A 25,633-nucleotide genomic window follows, 5' to 3' on the forward strand; every position below is an offset into this window, starting at 1 on the left:
GCAGCAAATTTAGGATAATAAATTTATAGCATCACGGAAAATAAACAATGAAATTAATATAATACCGTATTTCCTTTACTGAACTAGCAAAGAAAACTAACAAGGAAGGTGAGGTCTAATGTTTCTTCAATACTTTGGTCTTAAATTCAATCCTTTCACTAAAGAAGTACCTGCAGACAAGCTCTATATCAGTCAGGATTTACAAGAGTTAGAGCAAAGACTAAAATATTTACAAACTACCCGGGGTATTGGTCTGGTAGCCGGAGAACCGGGGGCTGGTAAGTCCACAACCTTGCGTAAATTTGTCAGTGAGTTAAACCCATCCCTGTATCGGCACTGTTACTTTTTACTGGCTACGGTTACAGTATCAGAGTTTTATCAGGGACTTGCCCTCGAATTAGGCGAGCAGCCAGCCCATAAAAAAGTGGTCATCTTCCGTCAGATTCAGCAGGCGGTTAGTTCTATGTATTACGATAAATCGGATCATACCGGTTCATTATCTTAGATGAGATTCATCTGGCATCCAACAAACTACTGGAGGACTTGCGGTTAATCTTTAACTTTAAAATGGATTTACAGAATCCCTTCATCCTCATAATGTCTGGCCAGCCTACAATACGTAACAAATTGGATATGAATATTAACAAGCCTCTTCGACAGAGATTGACGGTTAAGCATATCATGCAAGGGTTAAAGAAAGAGGAGATTAAGGATTACTGCAAAAGCAGGCTTGAGTTGGCTGGAATGGTAGAAGATATTGTTACTGAGGCAGCCTTTGAGGCGATTTATGCAAATTCTAATGGGATGCCCAGAGTGGTAAACAGCCTAATGACAAACTCATTGATTTACGCTTGTAACCAAAACCAAAGAAGGATAGATGAGGAAGTGGTTTACCACGCACAAAACGAGCTTAATATTTAAACGATCGCCGGGGTGTTGCCCCGGTTATTTTTTTTAATGGCTATGGTGAGTGGTACTAATTTAATTTGATAACTGTACTGGTAACTGCCGAATTAATTTGCAAATCAGGGGTGGGTTTGGGTAGAAATGTGATATTTTAATGTGAGAATGCGGGCCTAATTAATTTGAGAATCGACAATTAATAACCCCCAGATAGTATCTAGGGGTTTATATAGCATAAGGTTTGCCTACTCTCAATATTTTAGTTTTCATGCCTTATGCTATAAATATTAATCAATAGAAATTTTTAAGCATGTGCTTCGGTTATTGTCTGTGAAAACTGGAATGTTTCCTGTAATTGTTCCTGTTCAGGCTTATATGGACGATACCAGTCTTTTTTTAGGGCTAATTCACTTGTACTTTGTTGTCCATTTAATACTTGAGTTACATAACTACTAAAGAGATTCTTTAACTCTGGAGTTGACGATTCGAGTGCTGCATTAAGATATCCCTGTGCTGCTGCTTTAGCTCCAGCTAGCATATCGTTTGCAATGATTTCATTGGAAATACCATGTTCAGCGTCACCGCCCATAAGCCCACCAAATAATGAAGGCATATTAATGCACCCCCTCTGTCCGAATTATTTCATTTTCGACAATAAATTGCTGTAACCCTCTAACCCTAGTATCCATTGCTTGAATACCGTTTACGGCTTCTCTCCGTAAATCATCATCGGTAATTAAGGGAAGTGTAGCCTTACTTTTAGCCAAAGCATTACTTTCCATTTGAAGCATTTCTCTAAGCTGAATAACTTCACTAGGTGTTAATTGTCTCAAAATTTTCCCCCCTAATTAAGTGTTTACTCTATTCTTCCAAAATCCATAAATTTTATTAATCGAAAAAAATAGTTAAACGTAAAAATTCTACATCCTCAATCGCCTTCTTTAACTCCTTCATACTTGGTGTTACATAACGCCTTGACGTTTCAATATTGCTATGCCCCGCCAAGTCCGCAACAACTTCAAGTTTCCCCGTCTTATCGGCAATCTGTTTACAAAAGGTATGACGGCACATATGCGGGGTAACTTTGAAACCTACGGTCTTGGATATGCGTTCGAATAAGTGTTGAACGGCTCGGTCTGTAAGCTTGGGCGAACGTTTAGAAGTAAACAGGTAATCGGTTTCGGCATTTTTCTGTTGCTCTAAATATTCATTGACGGCTTTGACGGTTGCCTTGCCCAACGGAACCTTACGGAACTTGTCGCCCTTGCCGCTAAAGATCGTCAATATACCGTTGTCAAGATCGACGTCGGCGGTGCGTAGGTTTGCCAGTTCGGAAACGCGCAAGCCGCAGTTCACCAAGATTGAAAGTTGGATTACTGACTCGTCATCACAGACATGGTCATTGTATGCTTAATTTAATGCGTAAACACTTTAAAGAAATGCACAATAAGTAATTCCAAGAAGAACTATTTTGAAACAAGAATGCGCCACTAAACCGCTTTGACGGTGTGGCGCATTCTTTATTAAAGAGATGCTAGTATTTTAAATATTTTTTCGTTCCGGTTGTCTCTCTATGGGATGTACATCTATAAAACGGATTTTACCTTCCTTATCGATGAATTGGTTTTGAGCAATTTAAGGAAAGTCAAAAGGTCATTAGTAATTTATAAATTAGCCTCCAATTGTTTTTCTCTTGGAAGTTAGCAAACTATACTTTTCATTTAACTTTATGAATCCTGCAGCAGCTTGCCCCTGAATCAGGAAGGCTAAAGAAACCATCAACGCTGCATTAGAGCCAAAGGCGGTTGCTGCCAAACCAATAGAAATAGATAGATTACGCAAAACAGTTGAAAACACTAGAGTAAGGCTGTCTTTTTCTTCAAAGAATTTTCGTCCGAGCAATATAGCTACCCCATAGTTGACAGCATAAAAAACAAGTTGAACCCCAAAAGCCACTGCAAAAACATCTAGATGAGAAGCTATTCTTTGTGCATTCATGCCCATACTAATGAAGATGATAAGCACCATACCCCAAGTGCTTGATGCAGGCAAATAGGGCTTGATTTGTTTTTGAAAATAATCCTGAGAGTATTTTTTCAGCAGGTAGTTATAGGTAAGCACTCCCAGGATCAATGGAATCAGAATAACAAGAGCAATTGTCTTAATTGTTGCTAAGATATCCACCGGAACATACTTACCGACCAAAAGATAAAGGTACCAGGGTGCAAGAAAAGAACCAAGCAATAAGCCAAGCGTTGTCATCTTAATTGAAGCTGGAACATTTCCTTTAGCTAGCATTGTAAAAGCTATTGTCATGTTGCTGGTTGGTAATAAGGAAGTAATCGCTAGTCCGGCAAAAAGTTCAGGCTCATTTAGGAGGAATTGGGTCCCCAGTAGATAAGCAAAAGCGGGGATTAATAGGAAGTTTAAAAGCATAACAGTGACTAGAAGTTTGCCGTGCGCGAAACCTAATATTTCGTTTGCTTTGAATCCGATCATAGTCGGATAAATCATAAGCACTGTAATAGGTAGGATTAGTTTTTTTAGTGAGCTGATATCCGTTAATATACCTGTAAAAAACCCCAGTAAAAGAATTATCGGTATAGCCCGAGAAATATTCTTTGAAGGCCAAAAAAATAACTGTTTAGCAAAACCTGTTTTTATTTGATCCATATTTCACTCATCCTTTTATTAATTACTAGTTATGTCCATTATTAATAAAACTTTGGACAAGCTTAGATAAACCGAGAAAAACAAACTATTCGAAACTTCTATTTGCAATTATGCTTCCATTGGGCTTTGTTAATGCAATACTAGTGTAGTTTGGATACTTTTTTAAGAGTCTTCAACAATTAATAGATGAGTTGTTCAAAATGGTTATCCCCGCGTTATAATAGTTTTAGTATGGAACTTAGCCACTAGTTTTGATAAGGGAAGTAGAGGCGATCGAAACTGAACTATTTATGCGTGGGTATGGGTGGTGTTTTTGGTGCTTTGGTGCGATTTTATCTAGGTACATCCATTCAGCAATTGACTATGACTGGCTTTCCCTACGGTACTTTGACTGTAAACCTGCTGGGAAGTTTTTTACTTAGCTTTATCGCTTATGGCAGTACCCTGCTCTGGAAACTGCCCAGGAATTATCTTTTAGCCATTAACACTGGGTGCATTGGTTCCTTTACCACCTTTTCCACCTTTTCTGTAGAAACTATTAATTTGCTAGAACAAGGTAATTTCTTAGCGGCCCTGGTATATGTGATAATTAGTGTGGCTGGTGGGCTGGCGTTGTCGTGGATGGGAATCAGAATGGCTAATAAGTTCTACATATGAAAATAAACGCAACAGGGGTGGCCAAGTAATGAATGTATTTTTATTGGTAGCTGTAGGGGGCTTCTTAGGAGCTATGAGCCGTTTTGGGTTGAATAACTATATCCAGTCTAAGCACAACAAGCCTTTTCCCTTTGGCACCTTTACCATCAATATTACCGGGTCCTTTTTACTGGGTCTGCTTTTTGGCTACAAGCAATTGCCGTCTGAAATGTTCTTCTTACTGGGTACCGGTTTTATGGGTGCCTTTACCACTTTTTCCACCTTTGAGTTGGAAGCAGTGGAGTTAATGCGTAAGAAAGAAGCGGTGACTTCGTTGTTGTATCTCGTTGTCAGTGTGGTGGTAGGGGTTATCTTGGCATATGGTGGCTTTATAATAGGAAAACAGCTTTAGAATTTAAAAAATCAACTTGGATTAAACACCATTTAACCATTGTCGAATAACTTCCCCCAGTTCCTGCTCGTGCTGGGAATAAAAATGACCAGATCCTTCAATTTCAACGATTTTACATTTCTCAAAATTACCAGCATTTTTCTTAATATTATCTAATAACTTACTGGAAACTGGCTGAAAATCCTGGGAGCCCCTTACAAGTAATATCGGACAAAAAATATTCTTGACTAACTCCTCGGTATCCGCGGGTGTATCAGGTCCGTAAAAACTTAGAAAGGTCTCAGGAGTAAAAATATAGGGCATAGTACCTCTCCCTCGCAAAACAATCAATTGATCCTCAACACCTAATTCCTTAAGTTCATTAGCTTTGAAAAGCCCTCTTTCATAGTAATTATCACCTACTAAAAAGCGCATCATTTTAGATACAGAGGGTGGGGGGCTAACCAGAACTAGACCTACAATTCTAGGATGCTGTTCGAGATTTTGCCAATATAAAATCTTGGGTACAGCTTGACTGTGCCCTAATAATATGATTTTTTCAAAGCCTTTCCGATGAAGATAATTGACCCAAGCCCACAAGTCATAAGCACAATCTTTAAAGCGTTCCCGCATAAGCCCTAATACTGGTTTTTTATCACTATCTGGTGCTGTACCAAAATCGTGTCCACGATGATTGGCACTCAGACAAGCATAACCATGTGGATTTAAGATCTCTGGTAAAAAACGGCCCACACCTGTATAAAAATTCATAGCAGCACCATGTAATATGAGTACAACTGGTTTGCTCAATGCACCTTCGAAAAAGGCTCCATGCAGAACCACCTGATCTTGTGTTTCTACCGAGACTAATTCAGATTTCATTAGAAATGTTCCTCCTGTAATTACTTTATCCATACACTATAACACAGACATGAAGAAAAAATGAAAATGAGTATAGTGTTAGTTATGAGTCCAAATTCAAAACTATATCCTAAAGACGCAAAATGCTATAATATACAAAATTTCTACTTTTTGGAGTTCGGATATGAAGATGCTAGATTTTTTTGTTAGAAAAAGACGAATTAGATCCTCTTTACTAATTATTTTTATGACCTTCATTATTCTACCAGCTCTTGCGGTGGGGATCTTTAGCTATGTGCAGAGTAAAAATGTACTAGAACGTTCAGTTTTTAATACCCTGGAATACCTAATTGATGCTGAGGAAAATGCTATTACTAACTGGTCAGATAATAGAAAGAATTTTCTTGTTGGCCTGGCTAATAATCAAAGGATTAAATCGATGGATTATGCTACAGCAAAAAGAATTCTTGAAAACTCATTAAATATGGATAAAAATTTTAAAACAATTGTTTTGGTAGGGACAGATGGTAAGATAAAGGTTGAACCCTTTAAGTCAAAGGTTAGTCATACATATATTGGTGACAGGGCGTATATTCAGCAAGCCATGAAGGGTGAAACCTACGTTAGTGAGGTTTTATTAAGCCGAAATACTAAAGAGCCAGTGATATTTATTGCTACTCCGGTCAAACAAAAGGATGAAATTGTAGGAATTCTTTTTGGTGTAGTTAAAATTGAGGTTATTACAAATTTGGTTCAGCAGACCTCCCTAGGGGAGCTTGGCGAAACTTATTTGGTAAACCAACAAGGGTTTATGGTTAGTCAATCTAAGTTTTTGCAGGAATTTACCTCATTAAGATTAAAGGTTATAAAAGAACCCCTTAATCAGTTTTCAGAGGGTAATAATAGTCGAGGTATTTACAAAAATTACCGAAATAAAAAAGTCTTTGGGGTGTACCGCAATTTAACAGAGATTAAAATAGGTCTAGTGGCTGAAATGGAATACCACAGTGCAATGATGAAATATGGTTTGCAAACTTACTTTCTTGCTGTGGTTGCTTCAGGCCTTATTGTTGTGGTGTTCCTATTGTTTGGTGTATATTACTCGAGGAAACTATCAAAACCCTTAGAGTTTCTTGCTGCAGAAGTAATCAGCATAGCCGAGGGAAATTACCGATCTATTATTAGTATCCCGGCTAACACTGAAATTCAAGAACTATCTACTGCAATCAACCATATGTCCGCAAATATACTTGAAAAGACAAACCAATTAAATAACCTAATTGAACAACTGGAGCAATATACTAATCACTTAAATCAAAAAAACTATCAGTTGGCCCAAATTTCTATCACAGATGAATTAACTGGACTTTATAACAGGAGATATCTGAATCAGGAAATAGAACGTCTAATTGTTCTCAGTGGTTCCATGAAGAAAAATATTTCGCTATTTATGCTGGATCTAGATCACTTTAAGCAGGTTAACGATAACTATGGTCACGCCACTGGGGATGTAGTGCTAAAGGAATTTGCTCAACTTCTCCGAAGCTGCAGTAGGGATCATGATGTGGTGGGGCGTTTTGGTGGTGAAGAATTCATTTTAATTGTTCCCTTTGTTAGAGGCCAACAGGTCAAGGAACTTGGCGAGCGCATCAGACAAGATGTGGAGAACTTTGTATTTGATAGAGAAAACTACAGGTTGAGAATTACTGTAAGTATTGGCATTGCCACCTTCACACCCTTACTAGAGGAACCAGTTGGTGATATTGCCGAGAAACTTCTAAAAACTGCAGATGATTGCCTATACCAGGCCAAAGAAACTGGTAGGAATAAAGTTATACAAGTAATTCTTAATGAGGAAAATACCTAAAAGGAGATTGAACGCGGTGTATAATAAAGGAAGCAAGAGAACTGTTCTCTTGCTTCCTTTTACTTAACGCCAGAATTTAACGCTAAAAACTAATAGAACTGTGTAAATCTCTAGTCTACCTAGCAACATTAAGGCAGTTAATATAACCTTACCTAAATCGGGGACTGTGGCGTAATTAGACATCGGCCCAACCATGCCTAATCCAGGTCCAGTGTTACTTAGGGCTGATAAGGCAGCTGATGAAGCTGATACCAAATCTAGACCCAAGGCGGTCATAGCGGCAGTGCCTAATGCTAAAAATAAAATATATAATGTAAAGAAGGTATGAGCAGACTCAACTACTACTTCAGGAACTACATCTTTGCCGATACGTACAGGAATAACAGCTTTAGGGTGGATAAGACGCATCAACTGGCGAGAAAAGGATTTCAGTAAAATCAATAATCTGCCAACCTTTAGGCCACCACTGGTCGACCCGGCACAGCCACCACAGAACATGATCAGCAATATAATAAGCTTACTAAAGGAGGACCATTGCTCAAAATCTGCTGTGGCATAACCAGTGGTGGTAATAATCGCAGAGACAGTAAAAGCAGCTTCCCTTAGGGCTTGCTCCCAGGCATTATCAGTAGTAAAGATTAGATTCAAGGTAATGACCAGAGTGCTAAGACCAACAATTCCAAGAAAAGTCCGGGTTTCCTTGTCCTTTAATAGTGGTCGTCCATTGCCCCGCATCCAATTGTAGTGTAGAGCAAAGTTTATACCGGAGATTAGCATAAAGAAAATAAGAATTGTTTCTATGATTGCACTTTGGAAATGTCCGACACTGGCATTGTAATTTGAAAAACCCCCTGTGGCCACCGTGCCAAAGGAATGAATTAGAGAGTCAAACCAAGAGAGACCTGCTAACTTCAAAGCTAGAATATTAGCTACTGTTATAATCAGATATACTTTATAAAGCTGACGAGATGTTTGAGCGACCCTTGGTACTACCTTACTTTTAGTCGGGCCAGGAACCTCCGCCTTAAACATCTGTATACCTGCTATATTTAAGGATGGAATAAGTGCTAAGGTTAGCACGATGATTCCCACGCCACCTAGCCAGTGGGTAAAGCTACGCCAAAAGAGAATGCTATGAGGTAGTACTTCAACATTGGGAATAACTGAAGCTCCAGTGGTAGTTAAACCTGACATTGTTTCGAATACCGCATCAATGTAACTAGGTACTGCTCCTGCTACAGTAAAGGGAATAGCCCCAAAGAGAGTTAAAAGAACCCAACCAAAGGTGGCAATAGCAAATCCTTCTCGGTAACCTACGTTCTTATTATGAATGGGCACGAGATAAAGCCCCATGCCAACTAAACCAGCAGCGCTGATTCCTACGATAAAGGGCAAGAGGCTAGATTCTTGATAAATGAGTTCCACTAAAAGGCTAGGAACCATTGCGACTGCCTCTATCAGTAGGACAAGTCCCAAAGTTTTTAACACCAAGTTGATATGCAATTCTAATTTCCCCCTGTATGTTAAGTGAATGGCCCACAGTTGGTTTTGAAGTCATTATATAGCCAATAAACATATTATTAGGATAAAGAAAATAATTATAGACATAAAGAAAGTATAAAGATGAATTAAGATTATATAAAACACCTCCAGTAATTAAAGGTTTTGTAAATTTTTTTATGATGCGTGCTGAGGGCCACTTGAAGGTACACTGAGAAGGAAAAACCAATCTGTCAAAGAATTAACTTTAAGTAACTAATGAAGGAGGATTGTAAAATGTCAGTTTGGGTTAAGGAATTTCCTGTATCAGTGACGGTATGTGATACAAACGGAAAAATTATTGAGATGAACGATAAGTCCTGCAAAAACTTTGAAAAGGATGGTGGAATGGACTTAATTGGCAAAAACGTATTGGATTGTCACGCTAGTAAATCTCAAGAGAAGCTTCAATTAATGTTAAAAAACCAGACCAACAATTGCTATTCTATTGAGAAAGAAGGGGTTAAAAAATTGGTTTATCAGTCCCCTTGGTATAAAGATGGTGTTTATCAGGGTATTGTGGAGCTGATTATTGAATTACCAAATGATATTCCACATTTTATTAGGAAATAGGGTAGAACGAGATAAAAAAATTGCAAGATTAAAATCGCCAGAATAGGAGAGGTGGAAATGTTTGTATCTTACTTTTTAGTATTTTTATTAGCTGCCATCCCTTTGTTTGAACTGGTTACAGTTGTACCACTGGCGATAATAGGAGGTCTATCACCGATACCCGTGGCTATACTAGGGTTCTTAGGAAATTTACTCACTGTGGTGCTGTTAATTGCCTTTCTAGATAAAGTAAAGGGATGGCTGAGGACAAGAAAATTAAAGCGTATATATGTGGAAGGTCATATTAAAGAAGAGTTGCCAAACAGTCAAGAATTACTATCAGAAAAAGGTTCTAAAAAGGAAGAACGAGCCAGAAGTCTTTTTAACAAATATGGTTTACCTGGGCTAACCATTTTTGGTCCACTCATCGTAGGTTCTCACATTTCTGCCTTTATGGCCATGAGCTTTGGTTCTAAAAGACGACTGGTGTTTATTTGGATGTTTGTTAGCTTAGTGTTATGGACGGTTGTATCTGCTATGACAGCCAGTTATGGGGTGACCATTTTTGTTCCCAATGTGGAGGAAAACGGATTTCTTATTCGAATATTTAATAAAAATTAAGAACACATTTATATAATGGCCTTATAGGAGGATAGAATGAACTTTAAGATGAGTTTATGTGATCCAAAGGCTGCGAGAATGACTTACCTAAAGGTAGGAGATGCCATAGTGGGGCTACAGAATCTGGATGTGATCGCCAAGGCCGTGCAAGGTCTCAAACTGCAGCAGATGGAAGATATCAAGCGTGAATTATTGTGCCGGGTAAAATTATTAAATTACATTCCCGACTCGGTAAACGAGAAGTATGCTGCAGCTTTGTGGGAGTATTATAAGAGCTACGACCACCGATGGGTAAATAGTGATATTAAAACAAATGACTAATGTTGTGAGACTCCTAATATGATATAAGAAAAAGGCACGAACATCTCTTATAGAGGGGTTCGTGCTTCAATGTTATTAGCAGTTTGAGACTAAGTTACCCTTATTTACTTTGGAAGGCGTTGAAATTACCCATCATACCTGGACCGAAACCATTAGAGTTGCCTATACCAGGGCAGCCTGCTGCGCCATTACCCATCATACCAGGGCCCATGCCGTATTGACTATGGAATTCTTTCATCTGTTCAAAATGCTGGGTCCAGTCTTTAGCTTGCTCTTCAGTCAGTTGTTTGTTTTTGACAGCATAATCGAGCCAGTCCTTATGATTTTCAAACATTTGATCAATAAACTGCTGATTTTGAGTACTGGGTGCAGTTGGTGCAGGGTTAGCTTGGTTGTTATCACTTGCAGCGAAAGCAACAGGTACCAATAGAGCTCCTAAGGCGAGTGTTACAATACTAGCAATTACTTTACGTTTCATTTTACATTCCTCCAAATATATTATTATTTTATCCCAAGGGGTTAATCATCTTATTTGGGACTAGCCTCGGCCAGTACGGTGAATATTTAGTTTGTTGTACTGTCTTTACGGCTACATGTAAATCATAACAATTAAATGTCACAAATCTTTCTCAAAAGTTTAACATTTTTGTGATATTTCTTTACCTCCTTTGACAGTAGTGTAGTGTTAGCTTTACCATTAACACATAATCCCGAAAGTAATTTGTAAAGGGGGATCATATGGGTCAAATACGTGTATTCATAGCAGACGGTGAAGAAAAAATTCGCCAGGTGAACAGATAGAGTATAAATGGCAGGAAAATAGCGGTAAATGATGAATAGTTGAATTTAGTATAGGGTAGAAAGAGGCGTTAAGGTGACTCTTCAAAAACCAATCTGTCAGAAGTGCAAATATTTTTATATTACCTGGGATAGCAGGTTTCCCAATGGTTGTAGTTCGTATGGTATAAAATCAAAATATCCACCTTCCCTAGAGATATTGAGGGCGACCGGTAAAACCTGTCTGCTCTTTGAAAAAAAGGTACCAAATATAAATAGGTAATGAGCTAGTATTCACAGCCCTTGATAAAAATACATAACCAAGCATTGAAATTGGCTATTCTATTAGCAGGTCGATCCCTCGGCTGCTTGTACTGCACATGAAAAAGCATGAAGTATAGCTAAAAATTATTAGGAGGACCACGATGCAATTTAGTTTTTTTTGTCCAACCAAAATATTTTCTGGCACAGAATGCATTAACTTAAACAGTAATCAATTTGTGCTGTTGGGTAATAAGGCTTTGATCGTAACAGGGAGTAGTTCTTCTAAAAAGAATGGCTCACTAAATGATGTGATAGCTGCCCTTGATAAAGAAGGTATTAAATATGAGATATATGATGAAGTTGAAGAAAATCCTAGCCTTGCTACTGTGTTTCAAGGAGGGCAAAGGGCTAAGAAAATGGGTGCTGAATTTATTATTGGTCTTGGCGGGGGTAGCCCTTTGGATGCTGCCAAGGCAGTGGCGATATTAGCTGTTAATGAGATAAGTTCAGAAGAATTAATGGCAAAAAAGTGGGAGGTCAAAGCACTACCGATAGTAGCAATACCAACTACTGCAGGTACTGGTAGTGAGGTAACACCCTATGCTGTTCTAACTGTTGATAGCGCTGAGACCAAAAAATCAATTTCTGGAGAAGATTTATTTGCTAAGGTGGCTTTCCTTGATGGCAGATATATGCTAAATCTTAATTGGCCTATTACTGCTAATACGGCTGTGGACGCCCTTACTCATAGTGTTGAGGGTTACCTGAATAAAAGGGCCACTGTGTTTACTGATATGCTTGCCTTGGAAAGTATTGATATTATTAGCAAGCTACTTAGAACAATGGAATCAGATAATATCTCTCTGGTACAGAGGGAAGAACTTCTTTATGCCTCTATGTTGGCCGGTATGGTTATTGCCCAGACGGGAACGAATATTGTACATGCTATGGGTTACCCCTTAACCTATTACAAGAATTTACCCCATGGCTTGGCCAATGGAATTGTCTTAAAAGCAGCACTAGATTTCATAGCCCGTCATAATCCGAAAAGGGTGACAAAGGTTGTTAAGGCCATGGGATACCATAATCTTCCAGAAGTCGGACAGTTGCTTACAAAAGTACTCCAACCTATCGACTTAAAACTCACTACTGAAGAACAAAACAAATATGTGGAAAAAATCATTAGAACAAAAAACTTAGCAAACTGTGAAACGATCCCGGAGGAAAGAGATATCTATGAAATATTTAGGTCAAGTAATCTTTCTGCTTGATAGAAATCATAGTTAGGATGTGTTTGCCGTGCATGAATAATAAAGTTGTACTGTTACATGGCTTTATGAGAGATTACAGAGATATGAAACCCTTGAAAAAGAATTTGGCTATGTTAGGTTATGAGGGTATTCTGGTCAATTTACCACTTACATATAAACGGCTTAATCACAGTGTATCATTACTAGAGAATACACTGGAGGAAAGACTGATAAACTTGAAAGGCCAAGAGAAAATACATTTAGTAGGACATAGCACCGGAGGTTTAGTTATTAGGAGTTGGTTAGCCAAGTCAAAGTATAGAAGTAAAGTAGATAAATGTGTTTTATTGGCCACACCAAACCAAGGCAGTGAACTAGCTGATATCGCTGGCAAATATTTTGGATTACTCCCCACTATATGTAAAACCCTAGAATCTTTACAAAGTTATCATGTAAGGAAGTTACCAGGTCTAAGCAATCTCTCTGTGGAAGTAGGTGCTTTAGCAGGCAACAAAAATAACCTTCTCCTTGGTAACTTATTAAAGGGAGAAAATGACGGTAGAGTTACAGTGGAGTCTGTGTGGCTGACAGGATTAAAGGACTTTATGATTTTACCCTTTGGTCATCTCGATATTCATAAGGAGTTCCGAACTGCCCAGCATATTGCGTGGTTTTTAAAGACAGGTAACTTTAAAAAAGTAGGTAGTGGATAATTTAGCCTAGGCTGAATTATCCACTTTTTTAGTTAGGTTGGAAAATTTTACGGTAAACTTTATTTTAAATATTGACATAATATTGTAGCCAAAATATTATTAATTCAACACTTATATGCAGCGTGCACATATTGGGAGGGGGTTGTTTTCTAATTAACGATTAATCCCTAATTTTGAAAGGAGGAAAACCTATGCATTTTCCTGTGTCAGGAGTTGACGTTCTTCCCTTCATACCACCCTTAGTGGCATTTTTAGTTTCTTCGTTAACTGCATCCGCTGGTGTTTCAGGTGCTTTTCTCTTGCTACCCTTTCAGGTTAGTGCACTGCATTATACTAGCCCTTCGGTAAGTCCCACTAACTTGATTTATAACATTGTGGCCATCCCTGGTGGTTTGTATCGCTATATTAAAGAGGGCCGGATGGCCTGGCCACTGACTTGGGCAGTGGTTATTGGTACTCTGCCGGGAGTTTTTATCGGGGCTTGGGTACGTATCCTCTATCTGCCCGACCCAAAAGCCTTCAAGGTTTTTATGGGTCTAGTGCTCCTGTATCTAGGTTATAGAATGCTGTCCGAATTGATGGGTTGGAATAAAAAAGTTGTAGAGCAAAATAAAGTTATGCAAAAAAAGTTTGCCCAGCAGGTGGCAAAAATGAAGGAAGAAAATTCCGGCCGGTTAGCTTCTGGTCTGCCTGCAGAGGCAGTGGTTAAAACAAAATCCATTTCCTGGAAGAAAATTGAGTATGAATTCTGGGGCGAAACCTATTCCTTTAGTGCAATGGCTATCTTGAGTCTTTCATTGGTGGTTGGGTTAATTGGTGGCATTTATGGTATAGGGGGGGGGGCCATTATTTCTCCTTTCTGTGTGGCTGTACTAGGATTGCCGGTATATACAGTGGCCGGTGCAGCACTGGCGGGTACTTTTATTACTTCTATCGCCGGTGTAACTTATTACCACATCTTGGCTACTACCAGTATTGCCAACCAGACAGCCGTGACCCCGGACTGGTTGTTGGGGGTACTCTTTGGTGTTGGGGGACTGTTAGGTACTTATGTTGGTGCCCGTATCCAGAAATTCCTACCAGATAAAATAATTAAAATAATACTTACCTTTTTAATCCTCTTCTTAGCTCTGAGCTATATTGGTCAGTATTTTTTTAGCTAGTTTGACTCACGGGACCTACAATAAATTAAACCCTGCAGAAGGGATTGATATGCTCTCTCTGTGGGTTTTTTATTGTAGAGATAGCTGTAGCAAGACCTTGAAATATGGTGAAAATCTTAGTTATTCCAGCTTGCTTGAGGGGATTGAAAGATCGGGAGTCCCTCTTCCTTGGACTCACTTTGTTCTTCCCGCTGTTTTGGAAGCATGTCCTTTACTTCTTTAACTAAGGTGGCAATTTCGGGATAAGCCTGGATAGTTCCTTTTATTACAATTGGCCGACCAATAGAAACCCATTTCAGTCGTCTTGAGGTGAAACCACCAATCTTCATTAGTAAATTAATGGTTCCTAGGGTACTTACCATTAGTAGTTCCCGGGGGTTACCTCCTGCTATCTGGTGCATATCCCGAATAGCAGGCACAACCACAGGACTGGCATACTGACAGCTTAGGGTATAAACTCTATTGCCAAATTCATCTGTACCAGCATAAATAATTCTACCGTAATCCGTTTTAGAGGTATTGTCAAATTTTTTCATTTTAAATAAATCTTCAGGTTTTGGAGTACCCTCCATTGGTAGGATATCTAGATGGATACCAGCGGCTGTTTGTACAGAATGGGCTCCTCCAACGTCATAATAAATTATGTACATTCTTTTTCACCCCAATCTAGTCTACCCAATTACTGCTTAGAAAAATTAAAGAAGGCAAATATTCTTTAGTAACCAAGGATCACCTTAGCTTTTTATACTGGTATATAGAAAAAAAGTCCCCGGGTATTTGATTACCCGGGGTATTATGGATGAGTACGATGCAAAATTGTTAGGGTAGATTATTTTACCCAAGAATTAACTAATTAAGATAAAGGCCACTATTCGCCAGCCTTATACATGCCTTTTTCCTGAAGGAATTCCATTAGAAGTTTGCCTGTATTACCAGTGATCTTTAAACAATTTTTTAAATGTTCTGGTGTATCGAAGGGATGCTGGTTTAATACGCGACAACAAGTAGAACCAAACTTTCCTACAAAGCGATCATGAAACTCATGGGCAGTATTATAGGCAGGATCACGCGGTTCTTCATGAGAAGTTCTACCTTTGACCATATTTAAAGCTATGATTGCCCCTGTTAAGGCACCACACATACATCCAGCATGTCCCAAGCCGCCACCAAAACCAGTTACTAGCTTTACGGTATCTGGACTCATTTCTGGTGCTAAATACTCACGAAAGGCTAAAAATACTGCTTCAGCACAGTTATAGCCATCCTTGAAATTACCACCTGCTTTATTACGAGCTTCAGTAATTATATCTTGACCCATCTTTTTCCCCCCAATTTATTAATTTTCTTAAAAAATTGCTTGAGAATTGGAATTAGTACATGAATTTTTCAGTATACTAACTAGTAAAAATTGTGTGGTGTATTACAATAAATAAGTAAGTATACATGATATCTTTAAGTCAGCCAGGCGAGTTCTTTAAATTTTCTTTACCACCTCCAGTATTCATTAGTCCATATGAGAATTACGGTGTTTAAAATAATAATAGCAACATTCATGCCAGCGCTATCTTACAAAGGATGGTCTAGTAAAAAGCATTGTGGCAACACTATTATTTTGGCACAACTGTTGCATCTTTTAATTGAATAATCTAATCATTTATGTTTCTAAAAGTATTTACTAGAAACGCTGTCCTTTCTGACTTTTTATTACAATAAAGGGTATAGATTAAGCAATTTTTTTTCTTGCTACCTCTAAAAAACGTTGCACCGAGACAACACTTAGAATAAATTTTTCTCTGTTGCGTACTTGATGTAACTGTTGTTCTGAAGCACTTCAAGCAAAGTAATTTATTACTTCATTAATTTTAGAGAAAATATTCTAAATTTTAAGTTTATTTAGTCTTTTCTTAGTGTTGCTATTAAGTATAAAATAAGTATATGGTAGCATCTGGTAATGATATTAATTTTTATAGGGATAAAACTAGTTAAGGTTCCCAAGGATAGCAGACATAAGGTTAATTGTTCCTTGGTGAAACTGATAACCAAGGGAAAGACAGAATCAGTCTTAACTTAAATTTAATGTTTTCAGGAGTGATTTAATATGAAAATCTGGGAGATTATGACTTCCCCTGTCTTAACCCTAAGCCCAAATCAAAAGGTAAGTGAGGTAGTAACTATTTTTATAGGAAATAAAATTGATGGTGCGCCAGTGACAGATAAAACCGGAAAATTAATTGGCCTTTTCACAAAGAGTCATATTTACCGTGTAATCAATAATGGTATGGATTTAAATAAAACCAAAGTTAAAGATTTAATGACCCGACAGCTTCTAACTGGCCACCCGGATGATGAGTTTAGTGATGTTATAAACGCTACGGTACCCAGGCTTCCGGTTGTTGATGAGAAGGGGAGGGTTGTGGGGATTGTAACCCGTGGGGATATAGCAAAGGCCTTTTTCTATTTACATCGCAACATAGCCTTGGAACTTGATACAATCATCAATTCTACTCATAACTTAATTATTTCCATTGATGATAAAGGAATTATTAAGGTCTGGAATTATTCCGCTGAAAAATTTCTTGATATGAAGGCCGAAGATGTCATTGGAAAACATATTTTAGATGTACTTCCTAATAGTGACCTTATGGATGTTATTGAGACTGGAGAAGTTGATACTCTGAAGAAAGTGATATTTAATAACCGTACCTTTATTTCCAACCGTTCTCCGATGATTAAGGATGGCAAAATAATTGGTGCAGTGGCAGTTCTTCAGGATATATCCGAAATAGAGAAAATGTCTAAGGAACTATGTTATGTCAAGGAATTAAATGAAGAACTAGATGCTATCGTTGAATCATCCTATGATGGGTTATTTATAACAGATGGTAAAGGAACGGTTTTACGCTACAATAAGGCCTTTGGACAACTAACTGGTATAGATCTTCATGAGTATCTAGGTTTAACCGTAGCGGATATTAAAAAAGATGGGATTATTTCTGAACCAGTAACTTGCCATGTGCTAGAACAGAAGAAATCTATTACAATGATGCAAAAAAGTAAAAGTGGTAAACTTACACTTACCACTGGAAACCCGGTAATGGATGTAAATGGGAAAATAATTAGAGTTGTTTGTAATGTTAGGGATATAACTGAGCTAAATTTATTAAAACATAAGCTAGAACAAGCTAAAGGGTTGAGCCAGCATTATGAAAATGAACTGCGTACCTTGAAGTTACGGTATGTTGGTTCTGAAAAGATTATCGCTACTTCGGCAAAGATGAAGAACCTGATCGATATGGTCGTAAGATTGGCATCAGTTGATTCAACGGTGTTAATATACGGTGAATCGGGTACCGGAAAGGAACTAATTGCGGAGATAATTCATAGCAACAGTTCACGTTCCAAAAAACCCTATATTAAGGTTAACTGTGGGGCTATTCCTGAAAATTTATTGGAATCAGAGTTATTCGGTTATGATGGTGGGGCCTTTACAGGAGCTAAAAAAGAGGGTAAACCAGGATATATCGAGATGGCTTCCGGCGGCACTTTATTTTTGGATGAGATTGGTGAAATGCCCCTCAACTTACAGGTTAAGCTGCTTCGCTTTTTACAAAACAAGGAAATTATTAGGGTGGGGGGTAAAAATTATATTAACGTTGATGTTCGCATCGTAGCTGCCACTAATAGAGACCTTTGGGACATGGTACAGAAAAAACAATTTCGAGAAGATCTATATTATCGATTAAATGTAGTTCCTGTCCAAATACCTCCCTTGCGTGATAGAAAAGAGGATATACCAGCCCTTGTGGCACATTTTATGCAAGTTTTTAATCGCAAGTACGAAAGAAATAAAAGCATATCCCCAGAGGTAGTGGATATTATCATGCAATATGATTGGCCTGGCAATATCAGAGAGTTAGAAAATCTTATCGAGAGATTGGTTGTTATTACTATAAAAGATACAATAACCAGTGAAGATTTACCTTTCCGCCTGCGGGATACAGTAGGTATCAGTTCTTCATATATTATGGTATCGGGAATAATTCCACTCAAAGACGCCATAGAAAGTGTTGAGAAACAGCTAATAGAAAGAGTTTATGCCAAACATCAAAGCACAAGACAGATGGCTAAGGAGCTAAAGGTAAATGCTTCTACTATTGTCAGAAAAGCAGCCAAATATCAAATCTCTAAGGATTTATCTGTGGAATAGGTAAATAACAAGCAATTCAGGGGAAAAATAAATTGTTGCTTATGTGCAAAGAATAAAAGGGGAATGGTAAAACCATTCCCCTTTTTACGTTAAAAAGGCCCCGGATAATTACTTTTTAAATTGCAAGACACATATTCTGGCACGGAAGTTGCTTGTGTTAAAGTTAAGTTCAGTGGTCGAAATACTAATAGTAACTGTTAATATCATCCAATTAATTTAGAACTGGTTGTGTCACCCATAATAAATTTTAAAAAAGGAGTTGGGAATATGGATTCTATTAGAATTAACGAGCATGGTCAAATACTGCTCCCCTTGGAGGTAAGTCAAATACTTAACTTACAAAATAATGATTCGCTGAAGGTAAAAATAGAATCAGACCGAGTATTATTGATCCCTCAAACAGATGGCTTAAATGATAACCTTGAGGAAATACTTGATCAGATTATTCATGAGGGAATATTGATAGACGTTAAATAAGTAGCCAGAAAATTCAATCTAATGAGCTGCTATTTTATGCGAAGGAAGGAAAAGATGGAAATTAAGTTAACTCCAAAAACAGAAGTTGATGTGAGAATTTCCAGGCTTCAGGAAAAGCTGGCTGAGCAATTCTTAGATGGGACGATTATTGTTCTTAACAGTGATATGTTTTATTTTACTGGTACAGTACAGAACTCGTTTTTGTATGTACCTGTCAGTGGCGAACCAGTATTAATGATCAAAAAGAGTTTAAATCGCGGTAGGAGCGAATCACCCCTTAAGAATATTGTTTCTATTGGAAGTCCTAAAGAGATTCCTACGATTCTGGCCGCATTTGGTTATACCAGATTTAAAAAAATAGGCTTGGAATTGGATGTACTACCTGTAAATCTTTATCTAAGATATCAAAAGGTTTTTCCTGATGCAACTTTTTTTGATATTTCACCCACAATTAAAGAAATTCGTGCAATTAAATCACCCTATGAAATAGAACTTCTTCGCCAATCTCTAGGTGTAATAGATAAGGCACATTTAGCTGTACCATCTTTTTTACGTGAAGGAATGTTGGAGATTGAGTTGGCTGCATTATTTGAAGCTGAAATGCGTAAAAGAGGGTACTCAGGTTGCTGTAAAATGAGAGCATTTAATCAAGATTTATTCCTAGGCAATACCTGTTCAGGAAATAGTGCCACCACCCCTAGTTTTTTTGATGGACCAGTTGGCGGAACCGGCGTTGCTGTAACCCATCCCCATGGTGCGGGCTGGAAAAAGGTTTGCCGTAATGAAGTAGTTTATATTGATTATACCTGTGTGGTTCATGGCTACACAGGGGACCAAACCAGGATATTCTGTATCGGTGAACTTAGTTCCCAAATGGTCAAGGCATTTGAAGCTGCATTATTTATCGAGTCGGAAATAATTAAATCTATTAAACCAGGTACTCCGGCAGAGGAACCTTATCTATTGGCACTTAAATTAGCAGAGGAAATGGGCTATAAAGATAACTTTATGGGTTATATGGAAGATAAGGTTAAATTTATTGGGCATGGTATTGGCTTGGAATTAGATGAACTTCCCATATTGGCCAAGGGGATAAAAGCCCCAATCATCCCTGGCATGACCTTTGCTCTAGAACCTAAGTTTGTTTTCCCTGAGGGGGCTATTGGCATTGAAAATAGTTTTGTTATGACTGAGAAGGGCCCTGATTATTTGAGTGTTACACCTAATGTTATTACCTATTTAAAATAATGGGGGGGGAATTATGGCGAAAAACTTAACCTGGGATGAGTCCCTTAGTAATGAGAATTTAGGCAAATTAGCCATGGATATGTTTCATCGCATAGTAATTCATCATGCTTTATGGTTTAATGAAGTACAGCATCAAATGGGCTTTCAGGAGGCTCTGAAAGTTTTGGACACTGCCTATCAGAAGAGTTTAAATATCCAAATGAAGCGTTTTGGGAAATTTTTTGGTTTTGAAATGGAAAACGGGGTGCCCAAACACTTTTTATCTATGCCTAGGGAAAAATTATTAGAACTACTCACCAATACCTCAATTAATTGGTTGGCGAACGACGGAATCTGGTTTCAAGCAGTTGAATTTAAACACGGTATGAATGATGCAAAAAGGTGTAATGATTCATGTTGGGGAAAATTTTCACCCTTTGAGGCAGATACCATAAAAAGATTTTTAGGGTTGTCAGAAAAACCGGGACTCGAAGGCTTAAAGAAAGCACTGCAAATGAGGATGTATGCTAGAATAAATGTGCAATCCGTTATCGATGAAGGTCCCAATAGTATTGTTTTCCAGATGAATGACTGTCGGGTACAGGCAGCCAGGAAGCGTCAAGGGTTAGAGGATTATCCCTGTAAGTCTGCCGGCTTAGTTGAGTACACTCAGTTTGCCAAAACCATAGATCCTAGAATTAAGACTGAATGTATTGGTTGCCCACCTGATGCTCATCCCGAAGAATGGTACTGTGCTTGGCGTTTTACATTGGTTGAAGAAGCTTAGAGTCATAGACCGAGAACAATTTAATATAATATTATAATTACTGGAATAGGTGCTTTGCTCAATATAAGGTAAAGCTTGAAAGGGAAGTCGGTGTAAGACCGACGCGGTACCGCCACTGTAATGAGGAGGGGCCCCACAAATCGCCACTGGGAAAAATCCTGGGAAGGCGTGGGGTTCCGATGATCCAGAGCCAGGAAACCTGCCTATTCTAGGTTACCACAATGCCTACGGATGTATAGGAGGTGGTTTCATGGTGTTTGTGCCGTCTTTACCGGCACCGTCATAAAACCCCGGTACATTGGTGGAACCGGGGTTTTTTATTTGTCACTGTGCTACAAACAACAGGTAATTATTAACAGAGAAGGTGAGTACAAACATGAAGAAAAAAAGAATTTGGTTAAGGCTTATGTCAATACTAACAACCCTTTGTTTTATTTTGAATATCACTGCGTTATTAACTATACCAAACTTGGCAGCGGCCAGTGAGCCGGGGGAGAGCTACACTGCCAGCCAGCTATCCCAAAAAGCCATTGAATTTATACATAAGCAATATAAGGCTGGAGTAAAAATCGATGGCTATACTGCCTATGTGTTAACCCTGAGCGGAGAGGATTTAGGGTCTGAAAAATGGACCAATAATGGCAAAACGTTAAAAAAGGAAATAGTAGAATTGTCTGATTTGCTGGGGGATAATCTTACTTTAGTTAGTTATATATGCGCCACCCAGAATGGTGATGGTAGTTTTGGACCTTTGGGCAATGAATATGGAACTAAAGTACCATTGCTGGCTTTAGCATCCATTAAAGATGACCTAGAGAGTGGAGCAGATAAGCAACAGGTAGAGGATACCATTAGTAAAGCTATTACCTATTTCAAACAAAAGTATCAAAACGGTACTATTGCCTATGATGCACAAGGGTTTGACTTTGATTATCGTTGTATAGAAGCCTTAGTCAAGGCGGGTGAAGATCTGTCAGTAGGAGGTTGGGTTCAGCAGGAAAAGTCTTTAGAAGAAATTGTAATAGCTTCTGCTGTGGCTACTGCCTCTGATCAATCAGCCACAGCAGTGGAATTAGCCAAAGAGTTGACAGCACTAAATGCAGTTCAATCATACTCAGCAAATGCAGTTGAACCAAGGTTAGCCACTGCAGTTAGTTTGGAGGCGGCACCAAATGAAGCTGAGTCAGCCCCGGCTACAGAGGCTACAGCCGAAGAAGTAAACAATGAAACTGAGATAGACCAAGACGAAGCCACAGAGGTCGAAATAGAAGCGACGTTTGAAACTGAATCAGTCCCAGCTACAGAGGCTACAGCCGAAGAAGTAAGCAATGAAACTGAGATAGACAAAAACGAAGCCACAGAGATCGAAATAGAAACAACGTTTGAAACTGAATCAGCCCCAGCTACAGAGGCTACAGCCGAAGAAGTAAACAATGAAACTGAGATAGACCAAGACGAAGCCACAGAGATTGAAATAGAAACAAAGGTTGAAGTTGAATCAGCCCCCACCACAGAGGCTCCAACTGAAGAGGAAATCAATGAAGTTGAGTTTGGCGAAACCACCGAAACTAAATCATCTTTAACTGATGAAGTGTACTCAGATATTGTCACAGAAATTAATTTAGACGAAACAAATCTAGCTGACTCTACTGTAGATCCGACAGTTAGATTTGCCTTAGTTAATAAAGAAAGCCTTGGGGCACCGGATATAGCTACCTTAGCCAGTGCTATTGCAGAAAGACAGGCAGCAGATGGAAGTTTTGGAAACAACATCTACGATCATGTGACAGTACTTATAGCATTGGGTAAAGCAGGCATACTGGGAAGTATCGACCAAGGAAAGGCTTTTACCTATATCGATGGGTTAAAGAAGAGTCATAAGGATATTTTTGGCTATGATGCTGGGGTAGCCTGGGGATCAGAATGGACACCAGAGGAGGCAGACACAACTGCCCAGGTAATTACTGCCCTTAGCTATTTTGATAAAACAACGGATGTAAATAAGACTATCCAGGACGGTCTGACTTACCTTATGGATGTGCAAGATCCTGATAGGGCCGCCATTGCCATCAATAGCTGGGACAGTACCTATAACACTGCGGAAACATTGATTGCCCTGAAAGCTCTGGGAAGGTCATATGACGAATATGCTGGTTCTAATTCAACTTGGAAGAAAAAATCTAGAACCAATACAATGGCTAAGTGTTTACTGGCCTTGAGCCAATGGAATGATACCACTCTTAGGGGAAAATTGGCAGATCAGCTAGTGCAGCGACACGTTGGAAAGGAATCCTTTGAAAACAGTGTTTATAGTGATATGTGGGCCTATATTGCCTTGGGTGAAGTGGGGATGATTGGCAGCCTAAATATCAATGATGTTAAGGAATATATACTGGCCAAACAAAATAAGGTAGACGGTTCTTGGGGTGAAACCTTTGGTAGCTATTATCCTGACTTTCTCTCTACCACCCAAGCCATTCGGTCACTTGCTTATCTGCCGGATGCTAGTACGGACCAAGAGATTCAATCAGCCATTAACAATGGTCTAAAATATCTAAAGGGTTTACAGCAAACAGATGGTGGTGTTTACTCCACCTGGGATGACCCGGCCATGGATAACTCTGGGGTTATCATTACCCTGAAGAAACTGGGTATAGATCCCTCAAGTACTGAATGGAAAAATGCCAATGGTTTAACACCGGTAGATTATCTTCTGAACAATACCATGAATGGCGACGGAACTTTTGGTACTTTAAAAAACATTACTGGTGCCACAGAAGCATTGGCTGCTTATAGATTAGTCTCAGGTCAGGGGAATCCTGGTGGCGGAAATACTCCCCCAACAGACCCAGCTCAGGACCAATGCAGTGTAGAAATTGCTATTGTAGGTAAGGGTGGTGATTTACTTTTCGGGCCAAGTAGTGTGATGGTGGGTAAGGATAGTCAGGGGAAACTCACAGTCCTGGGTGCCTTGGAAGCTACGGGATTGGGTTACACTGAGTCCGGTGGCTTGGTAACAAGTATTGACGGTCAAAGAAATGAAGGTTTAAAGGGTTGGATGTATAAGGTGAACGGAAGTTCACCGGCCGTAGCAGCCTCCGATAAAACGGTCAAAGAGGGAGATGAAATCCTTTGGTGGTATAGCACCAGTGCCAGTAATTCAGGTCCCACCTGGGATAGTGTCTCCGAGGGTGAAGTTGTTACACCAGAACTTGGTTTGCTAACTAACCTTCAAGAACAAAATAAAAACCTGCCTGCAGCCTTACAGGCCTCGGAGGATACCCTGGCAGCTCTAGAAAATATTAACCAAACCCTGGGGTTGCAAGAAAATACCTTTGAACTGGGCAACCTTGGCCAAGGGGGTCAAGCGGTGGTTGTTGTGGGTGATAGAAAACCGGTAAATATGGTTGCCTTGGCCTCCGAAAAGGATATTTTACAAAAACCCTTACAAATACAGCAAAGGGTTGCAGCAGATCAGGGTGCAGCACTGGCAGAAGAGGGGGGCCAGTTAGGATTGATTGTTCCTGCCCAGTCACTGGCAAAGGATACTGAAATAACGATTAGCAAGCTGGCCAAGGATAATACCCAATTACCCACTGGTCTACAACGATTGTCTGCTACCTATGAATTTGGTCCAGACGGAACAGAATTTTCTATACCAGCAACCCTAGCACTTCAGGTGGTTATTCCTCCCTTAGTAAAACCGGAAAGCATATATTTGGCCTGGTTTAATCAAAAAAGCGGTAACTGGGTAGCAGTTCCGGCGGTGGTGGATTTAAACAAAGGGTTAGTTTGGGGTAGAATTCAACACTTTAGCAAATACGCCATATTTGCCCAAGAAGCAGTCAAATCTTTCACTGATGTCAACTCTGGGTCCTGTGGCTGGGCTCAAAACTCCATAGAAGTGTTGGCTGGAGCAGATATTGTGGGTGGTGTAGATGGTAACATCTTTGAACCCCTAAGGCCAGTAACCCGGGCTGAATTTACAGTTATGCTGGTTAAGGCCTTAGCTTTACCGACGCAGAATGATGTTGCTGAAACCTTCACAGATGTTAAAGCCGATGATTGGTATGCCGGGGCACTAGCAACAGCATATGAGTCCGGTTTGGTTAAGGGATATAAGGATGGCTTTTTCTGTCCTAACAATACTATTACCAGAGAAGAAGTGGCTGCTATTTTAGCCCGAGCTTTGGACCTACAACCCTCTGAACAGATATTGCCCTTTGCGGATAGTGATAATGTTAAACCCTGGGCCAAAGCCAGTGTGTTGGCTGTCTCAGAAAAGGGACTGGTAAAGGGTTTTCCTGATGAAACATTCCGGCCCGATCGTACTACCAGCAGGGCAGAATGTGCGGTTATGATTTACCGGATGCTGGCAAATCTATAGTATTTTTATTGGAGTGT

General features: G+C 39.2%; 25 protein-coding genes and 1 riboswitch. Of the genes, 16 read left to right on the forward strand and 9 right to left on the reverse strand.

Annotated features, from left to right (window positions below):
• Positions 1-118 precede the first annotated feature (118 nt).
• Entirely contained in the window at positions 119-505 is a 387-nt protein-coding gene (locus ACYQ03_RS16005; protein ID WP_459910959.1) for an AAA family ATPase, read from the forward strand.
• 38 nt (positions 506-543) lie between these two features.
• Positions 544-921, forward strand: a complete 378-nt coding sequence (locus ACYQ03_RS16010) for a hypothetical protein (protein WP_459910960.1) — start codon at positions 544-546, stop codon at positions 919-921.
• A 286-nt stretch (positions 922-1,207) separates the two neighbouring features.
• Here ACYQ03_RS16010 and ACYQ03_RS16015 read toward each other — a convergent pair whose 3' ends face one another.
• From ACYQ03_RS16015 to ACYQ03_RS16030, 4 genes are all read right to left on the reverse strand, one after another.
• Positions 1,208-1,516 (reverse strand): spore coat protein, encoded by a 309-nt coding sequence (locus tag ACYQ03_RS16015; protein ID WP_459910961.1) that lies wholly within the window; start codon positions 1,514-1,516, stop codon positions 1,208-1,210.
• Between the two features lies 1 nt (position 1,517).
• On the reverse strand, positions 1,518-1,736 hold the full coding sequence (locus ACYQ03_RS16020; protein ID WP_459910962.1) for a hypothetical protein: 219 nt from the start codon (positions 1,734-1,736) through the stop codon (positions 1,518-1,520).
• 55 nt (positions 1,737-1,791) lie between these two features.
• Positions 1,792-2,259, reverse strand: coding sequence for a tyrosine-type recombinase/integrase (locus ACYQ03_RS16025; RefSeq protein ID WP_459911419.1), 468 nt, complete (start codon positions 2,257-2,259; stop codon positions 1,792-1,794).
• 315 nt (positions 2,260-2,574) lie between these two features.
• Entirely contained in the window at positions 2,575-3,576 is a 1,002-nt protein-coding gene (locus tag ACYQ03_RS16030; RefSeq protein ID WP_459910963.1) for an arsenic resistance protein, read from the reverse strand.
• 300 nt (positions 3,577-3,876) lie between these two features.
• Between ACYQ03_RS16030 and crcB (ACYQ03_RS16035) the strand changes: the two genes are divergently transcribed.
• Both crcB (ACYQ03_RS16035) and crcB (ACYQ03_RS16040) read left to right on the forward strand, forming a co-directional pair.
• A complete protein-coding gene (gene crcB / locus ACYQ03_RS16035) occupies positions 3,877-4,233 on the forward strand; it encodes a fluoride efflux transporter CrcB (RefSeq protein WP_459910964.1) in 357 nt (118 codons plus the stop codon).
• Positions 4,234-4,261: 28 nt separating this feature from the next.
• The gene (crcB, locus tag ACYQ03_RS16040) at positions 4,262-4,624 is read left to right on the forward strand and encodes a fluoride efflux transporter CrcB (RefSeq protein WP_459910965.1); all 363 of its coding nucleotides are present in this window, start codon (positions 4,262-4,264) and stop codon (positions 4,622-4,624) included.
• A gap of 21 nt (positions 4,625-4,645) precedes the next feature.
• Here the strand turns inward: crcB (ACYQ03_RS16040) and ACYQ03_RS16045 are convergent, their stop codons facing one another.
• Positions 4,646-5,485: an alpha/beta hydrolase gene (locus tag ACYQ03_RS16045; RefSeq protein ID WP_459910966.1), complete on the reverse strand. Its 840-nt coding sequence runs from the start codon at positions 5,483-5,485 to the stop codon at positions 4,646-4,648.
• 163 nt (positions 5,486-5,648) lie between these two features.
• On the opposite strand from ACYQ03_RS16045, the gene ACYQ03_RS16050 reads away from it, so the two are divergent.
• Positions 5,649-7,331: a sensor domain-containing diguanylate cyclase gene (locus ACYQ03_RS16050; protein ID WP_459910967.1), complete on the forward strand. Its 1,683-nt coding sequence runs from the start codon at positions 5,649-5,651 to the stop codon at positions 7,329-7,331.
• Positions 7,332-7,394: 63 nt separating this feature from the next.
• Here ACYQ03_RS16050 and ACYQ03_RS16055 read toward each other — a convergent pair whose 3' ends face one another.
• Positions 7,395-8,834 (reverse strand): TrkH family potassium uptake protein, encoded by a 1,440-nt coding sequence (locus tag ACYQ03_RS16055; RefSeq protein WP_459910968.1) that lies wholly within the window; start codon positions 8,832-8,834, stop codon positions 7,395-7,397.
• Positions 8,835-9,107: 273 nt separating this feature from the next.
• Here ACYQ03_RS16055 and ACYQ03_RS16060 point away from each other — a divergent pair, with 273 nt between their 5' ends.
• From ACYQ03_RS16060 to ACYQ03_RS16070, 3 genes are read left to right on the forward strand one after another with little or no spacing between them, the layout of a single operon-like run.
• The gene (locus tag ACYQ03_RS16060; protein ID WP_459910969.1) at positions 9,108-9,443 is read left to right on the forward strand and encodes a PAS domain-containing protein; all 336 of its coding nucleotides are present in this window, start codon (positions 9,108-9,110) and stop codon (positions 9,441-9,443) included.
• A 57-nt stretch (positions 9,444-9,500) separates the two neighbouring features.
• Positions 9,501-10,043: a small multi-drug export protein gene (locus tag ACYQ03_RS16065; protein ID WP_459910970.1), complete on the forward strand. Its 543-nt coding sequence runs from the start codon at positions 9,501-9,503 to the stop codon at positions 10,041-10,043.
• A 36-nt stretch (positions 10,044-10,079) separates the two neighbouring features.
• Positions 10,080-10,364, forward strand: a complete 285-nt coding sequence (locus ACYQ03_RS16070) for a hypothetical protein (RefSeq protein WP_459910971.1) — start codon at positions 10,080-10,082, stop codon at positions 10,362-10,364.
• A gap of 100 nt (positions 10,365-10,464) precedes the next feature.
• Here ACYQ03_RS16070 and ACYQ03_RS16075 read toward each other — a convergent pair whose 3' ends face one another.
• Positions 10,465-10,842: a hypothetical protein gene (locus ACYQ03_RS16075; RefSeq protein ID WP_459910972.1), complete on the reverse strand. Its 378-nt coding sequence runs from the start codon at positions 10,840-10,842 to the stop codon at positions 10,465-10,467.
• Positions 10,843-11,566: 724 nt separating this feature from the next.
• Here ACYQ03_RS16075 and ACYQ03_RS16080 point away from each other — a divergent pair.
• The 3 genes from ACYQ03_RS16080 to ACYQ03_RS16090 all read left to right on the forward strand — a co-directional run bounded on the left by ACYQ03_RS16080 (position 11,567) and on the right by ACYQ03_RS16090 (position 14,531).
• The gene (locus ACYQ03_RS16080; protein ID WP_459910973.1) at positions 11,567-12,676 is read left to right on the forward strand and encodes an iron-containing alcohol dehydrogenase family protein; all 1,110 of its coding nucleotides are present in this window, start codon (positions 11,567-11,569) and stop codon (positions 12,674-12,676) included.
• Positions 12,677-12,708: 32 nt separating this feature from the next.
• Positions 12,709-13,368: an esterase/lipase family protein gene (locus ACYQ03_RS16085; protein ID WP_459910974.1), complete on the forward strand. Its 660-nt coding sequence runs from the start codon at positions 12,709-12,711 to the stop codon at positions 13,366-13,368.
• A 191-nt stretch (positions 13,369-13,559) separates the two neighbouring features.
• On the forward strand, positions 13,560-14,531 hold the full coding sequence (locus ACYQ03_RS16090; protein ID WP_459910975.1) for a sulfite exporter TauE/SafE family protein: 972 nt from the start codon (positions 13,560-13,562) through the stop codon (positions 14,529-14,531).
• A 116-nt stretch (positions 14,532-14,647) separates the two neighbouring features.
• Here ACYQ03_RS16090 and ACYQ03_RS16095 read toward each other — a convergent pair whose 3' ends face one another.
• Positions 14,648-15,181 (reverse strand): DUF3189 family protein, encoded by a 534-nt coding sequence (locus ACYQ03_RS16095; protein WP_459910976.1) that lies wholly within the window; start codon positions 15,179-15,181, stop codon positions 14,648-14,650.
• A gap of 218 nt (positions 15,182-15,399) precedes the next feature.
• Entirely contained in the window at positions 15,400-15,849 is a 450-nt protein-coding gene (locus ACYQ03_RS16100; RefSeq protein WP_459910977.1) for a C-GCAxxG-C-C family (seleno)protein, read from the reverse strand.
• 780 nt (positions 15,850-16,629) lie between these two features.
• On the opposite strand from ACYQ03_RS16100, the gene ACYQ03_RS16105 reads away from it, so the two are divergent.
• From ACYQ03_RS16105 to ACYQ03_RS16125, 5 genes are all read left to right on the forward strand, one after another.
• The gene (locus tag ACYQ03_RS16105) at positions 16,630-18,738 is read left to right on the forward strand and encodes a sigma 54-interacting transcriptional regulator (protein ID WP_459910978.1); all 2,109 of its coding nucleotides are present in this window, start codon (positions 16,630-16,632) and stop codon (positions 18,736-18,738) included.
• A 267-nt stretch (positions 18,739-19,005) separates the two neighbouring features.
• Complete coding sequence (locus ACYQ03_RS16110) at positions 19,006-19,215, forward strand: AbrB/MazE/SpoVT family DNA-binding domain-containing protein (RefSeq protein WP_459910979.1); 210 nt, start codon at positions 19,006-19,008, stop codon at positions 19,213-19,215.
• Positions 19,216-19,269: 54 nt separating this feature from the next.
• The gene (locus tag ACYQ03_RS16115; RefSeq protein ID WP_459910980.1) at positions 19,270-20,463 is read left to right on the forward strand and encodes a M24 family metallopeptidase; all 1,194 of its coding nucleotides are present in this window, start codon (positions 19,270-19,272) and stop codon (positions 20,461-20,463) included.
• Positions 20,464-20,476: 13 nt separating this feature from the next.
• Positions 20,477-21,229 carry a DUF6125 family protein gene (locus ACYQ03_RS16120; protein ID WP_459910981.1) on the forward strand — a complete coding sequence of 251 codons (753 nt, stop codon included), beginning with the start codon at positions 20,477-20,479 and terminating at the stop codon, positions 21,227-21,229.
• 30 nt (positions 21,230-21,259) lie between these two features.
• Positions 21,260-21,450: riboswitch (cobalamin riboswitch) on the forward strand.
• 155 nt (positions 21,451-21,605) lie between these two features.
• Positions 21,606-25,616: an S-layer homology domain-containing protein gene (locus ACYQ03_RS16125; protein ID WP_459910982.1), complete on the forward strand. Its 4,011-nt coding sequence runs from the start codon at positions 21,606-21,608 to the stop codon at positions 25,614-25,616.
• Positions 25,617-25,633 lie beyond the last annotated feature (17 nt).

It is taken from the genome of Desulfotomaculum defluvii (genome assembly GCF_054657375.1).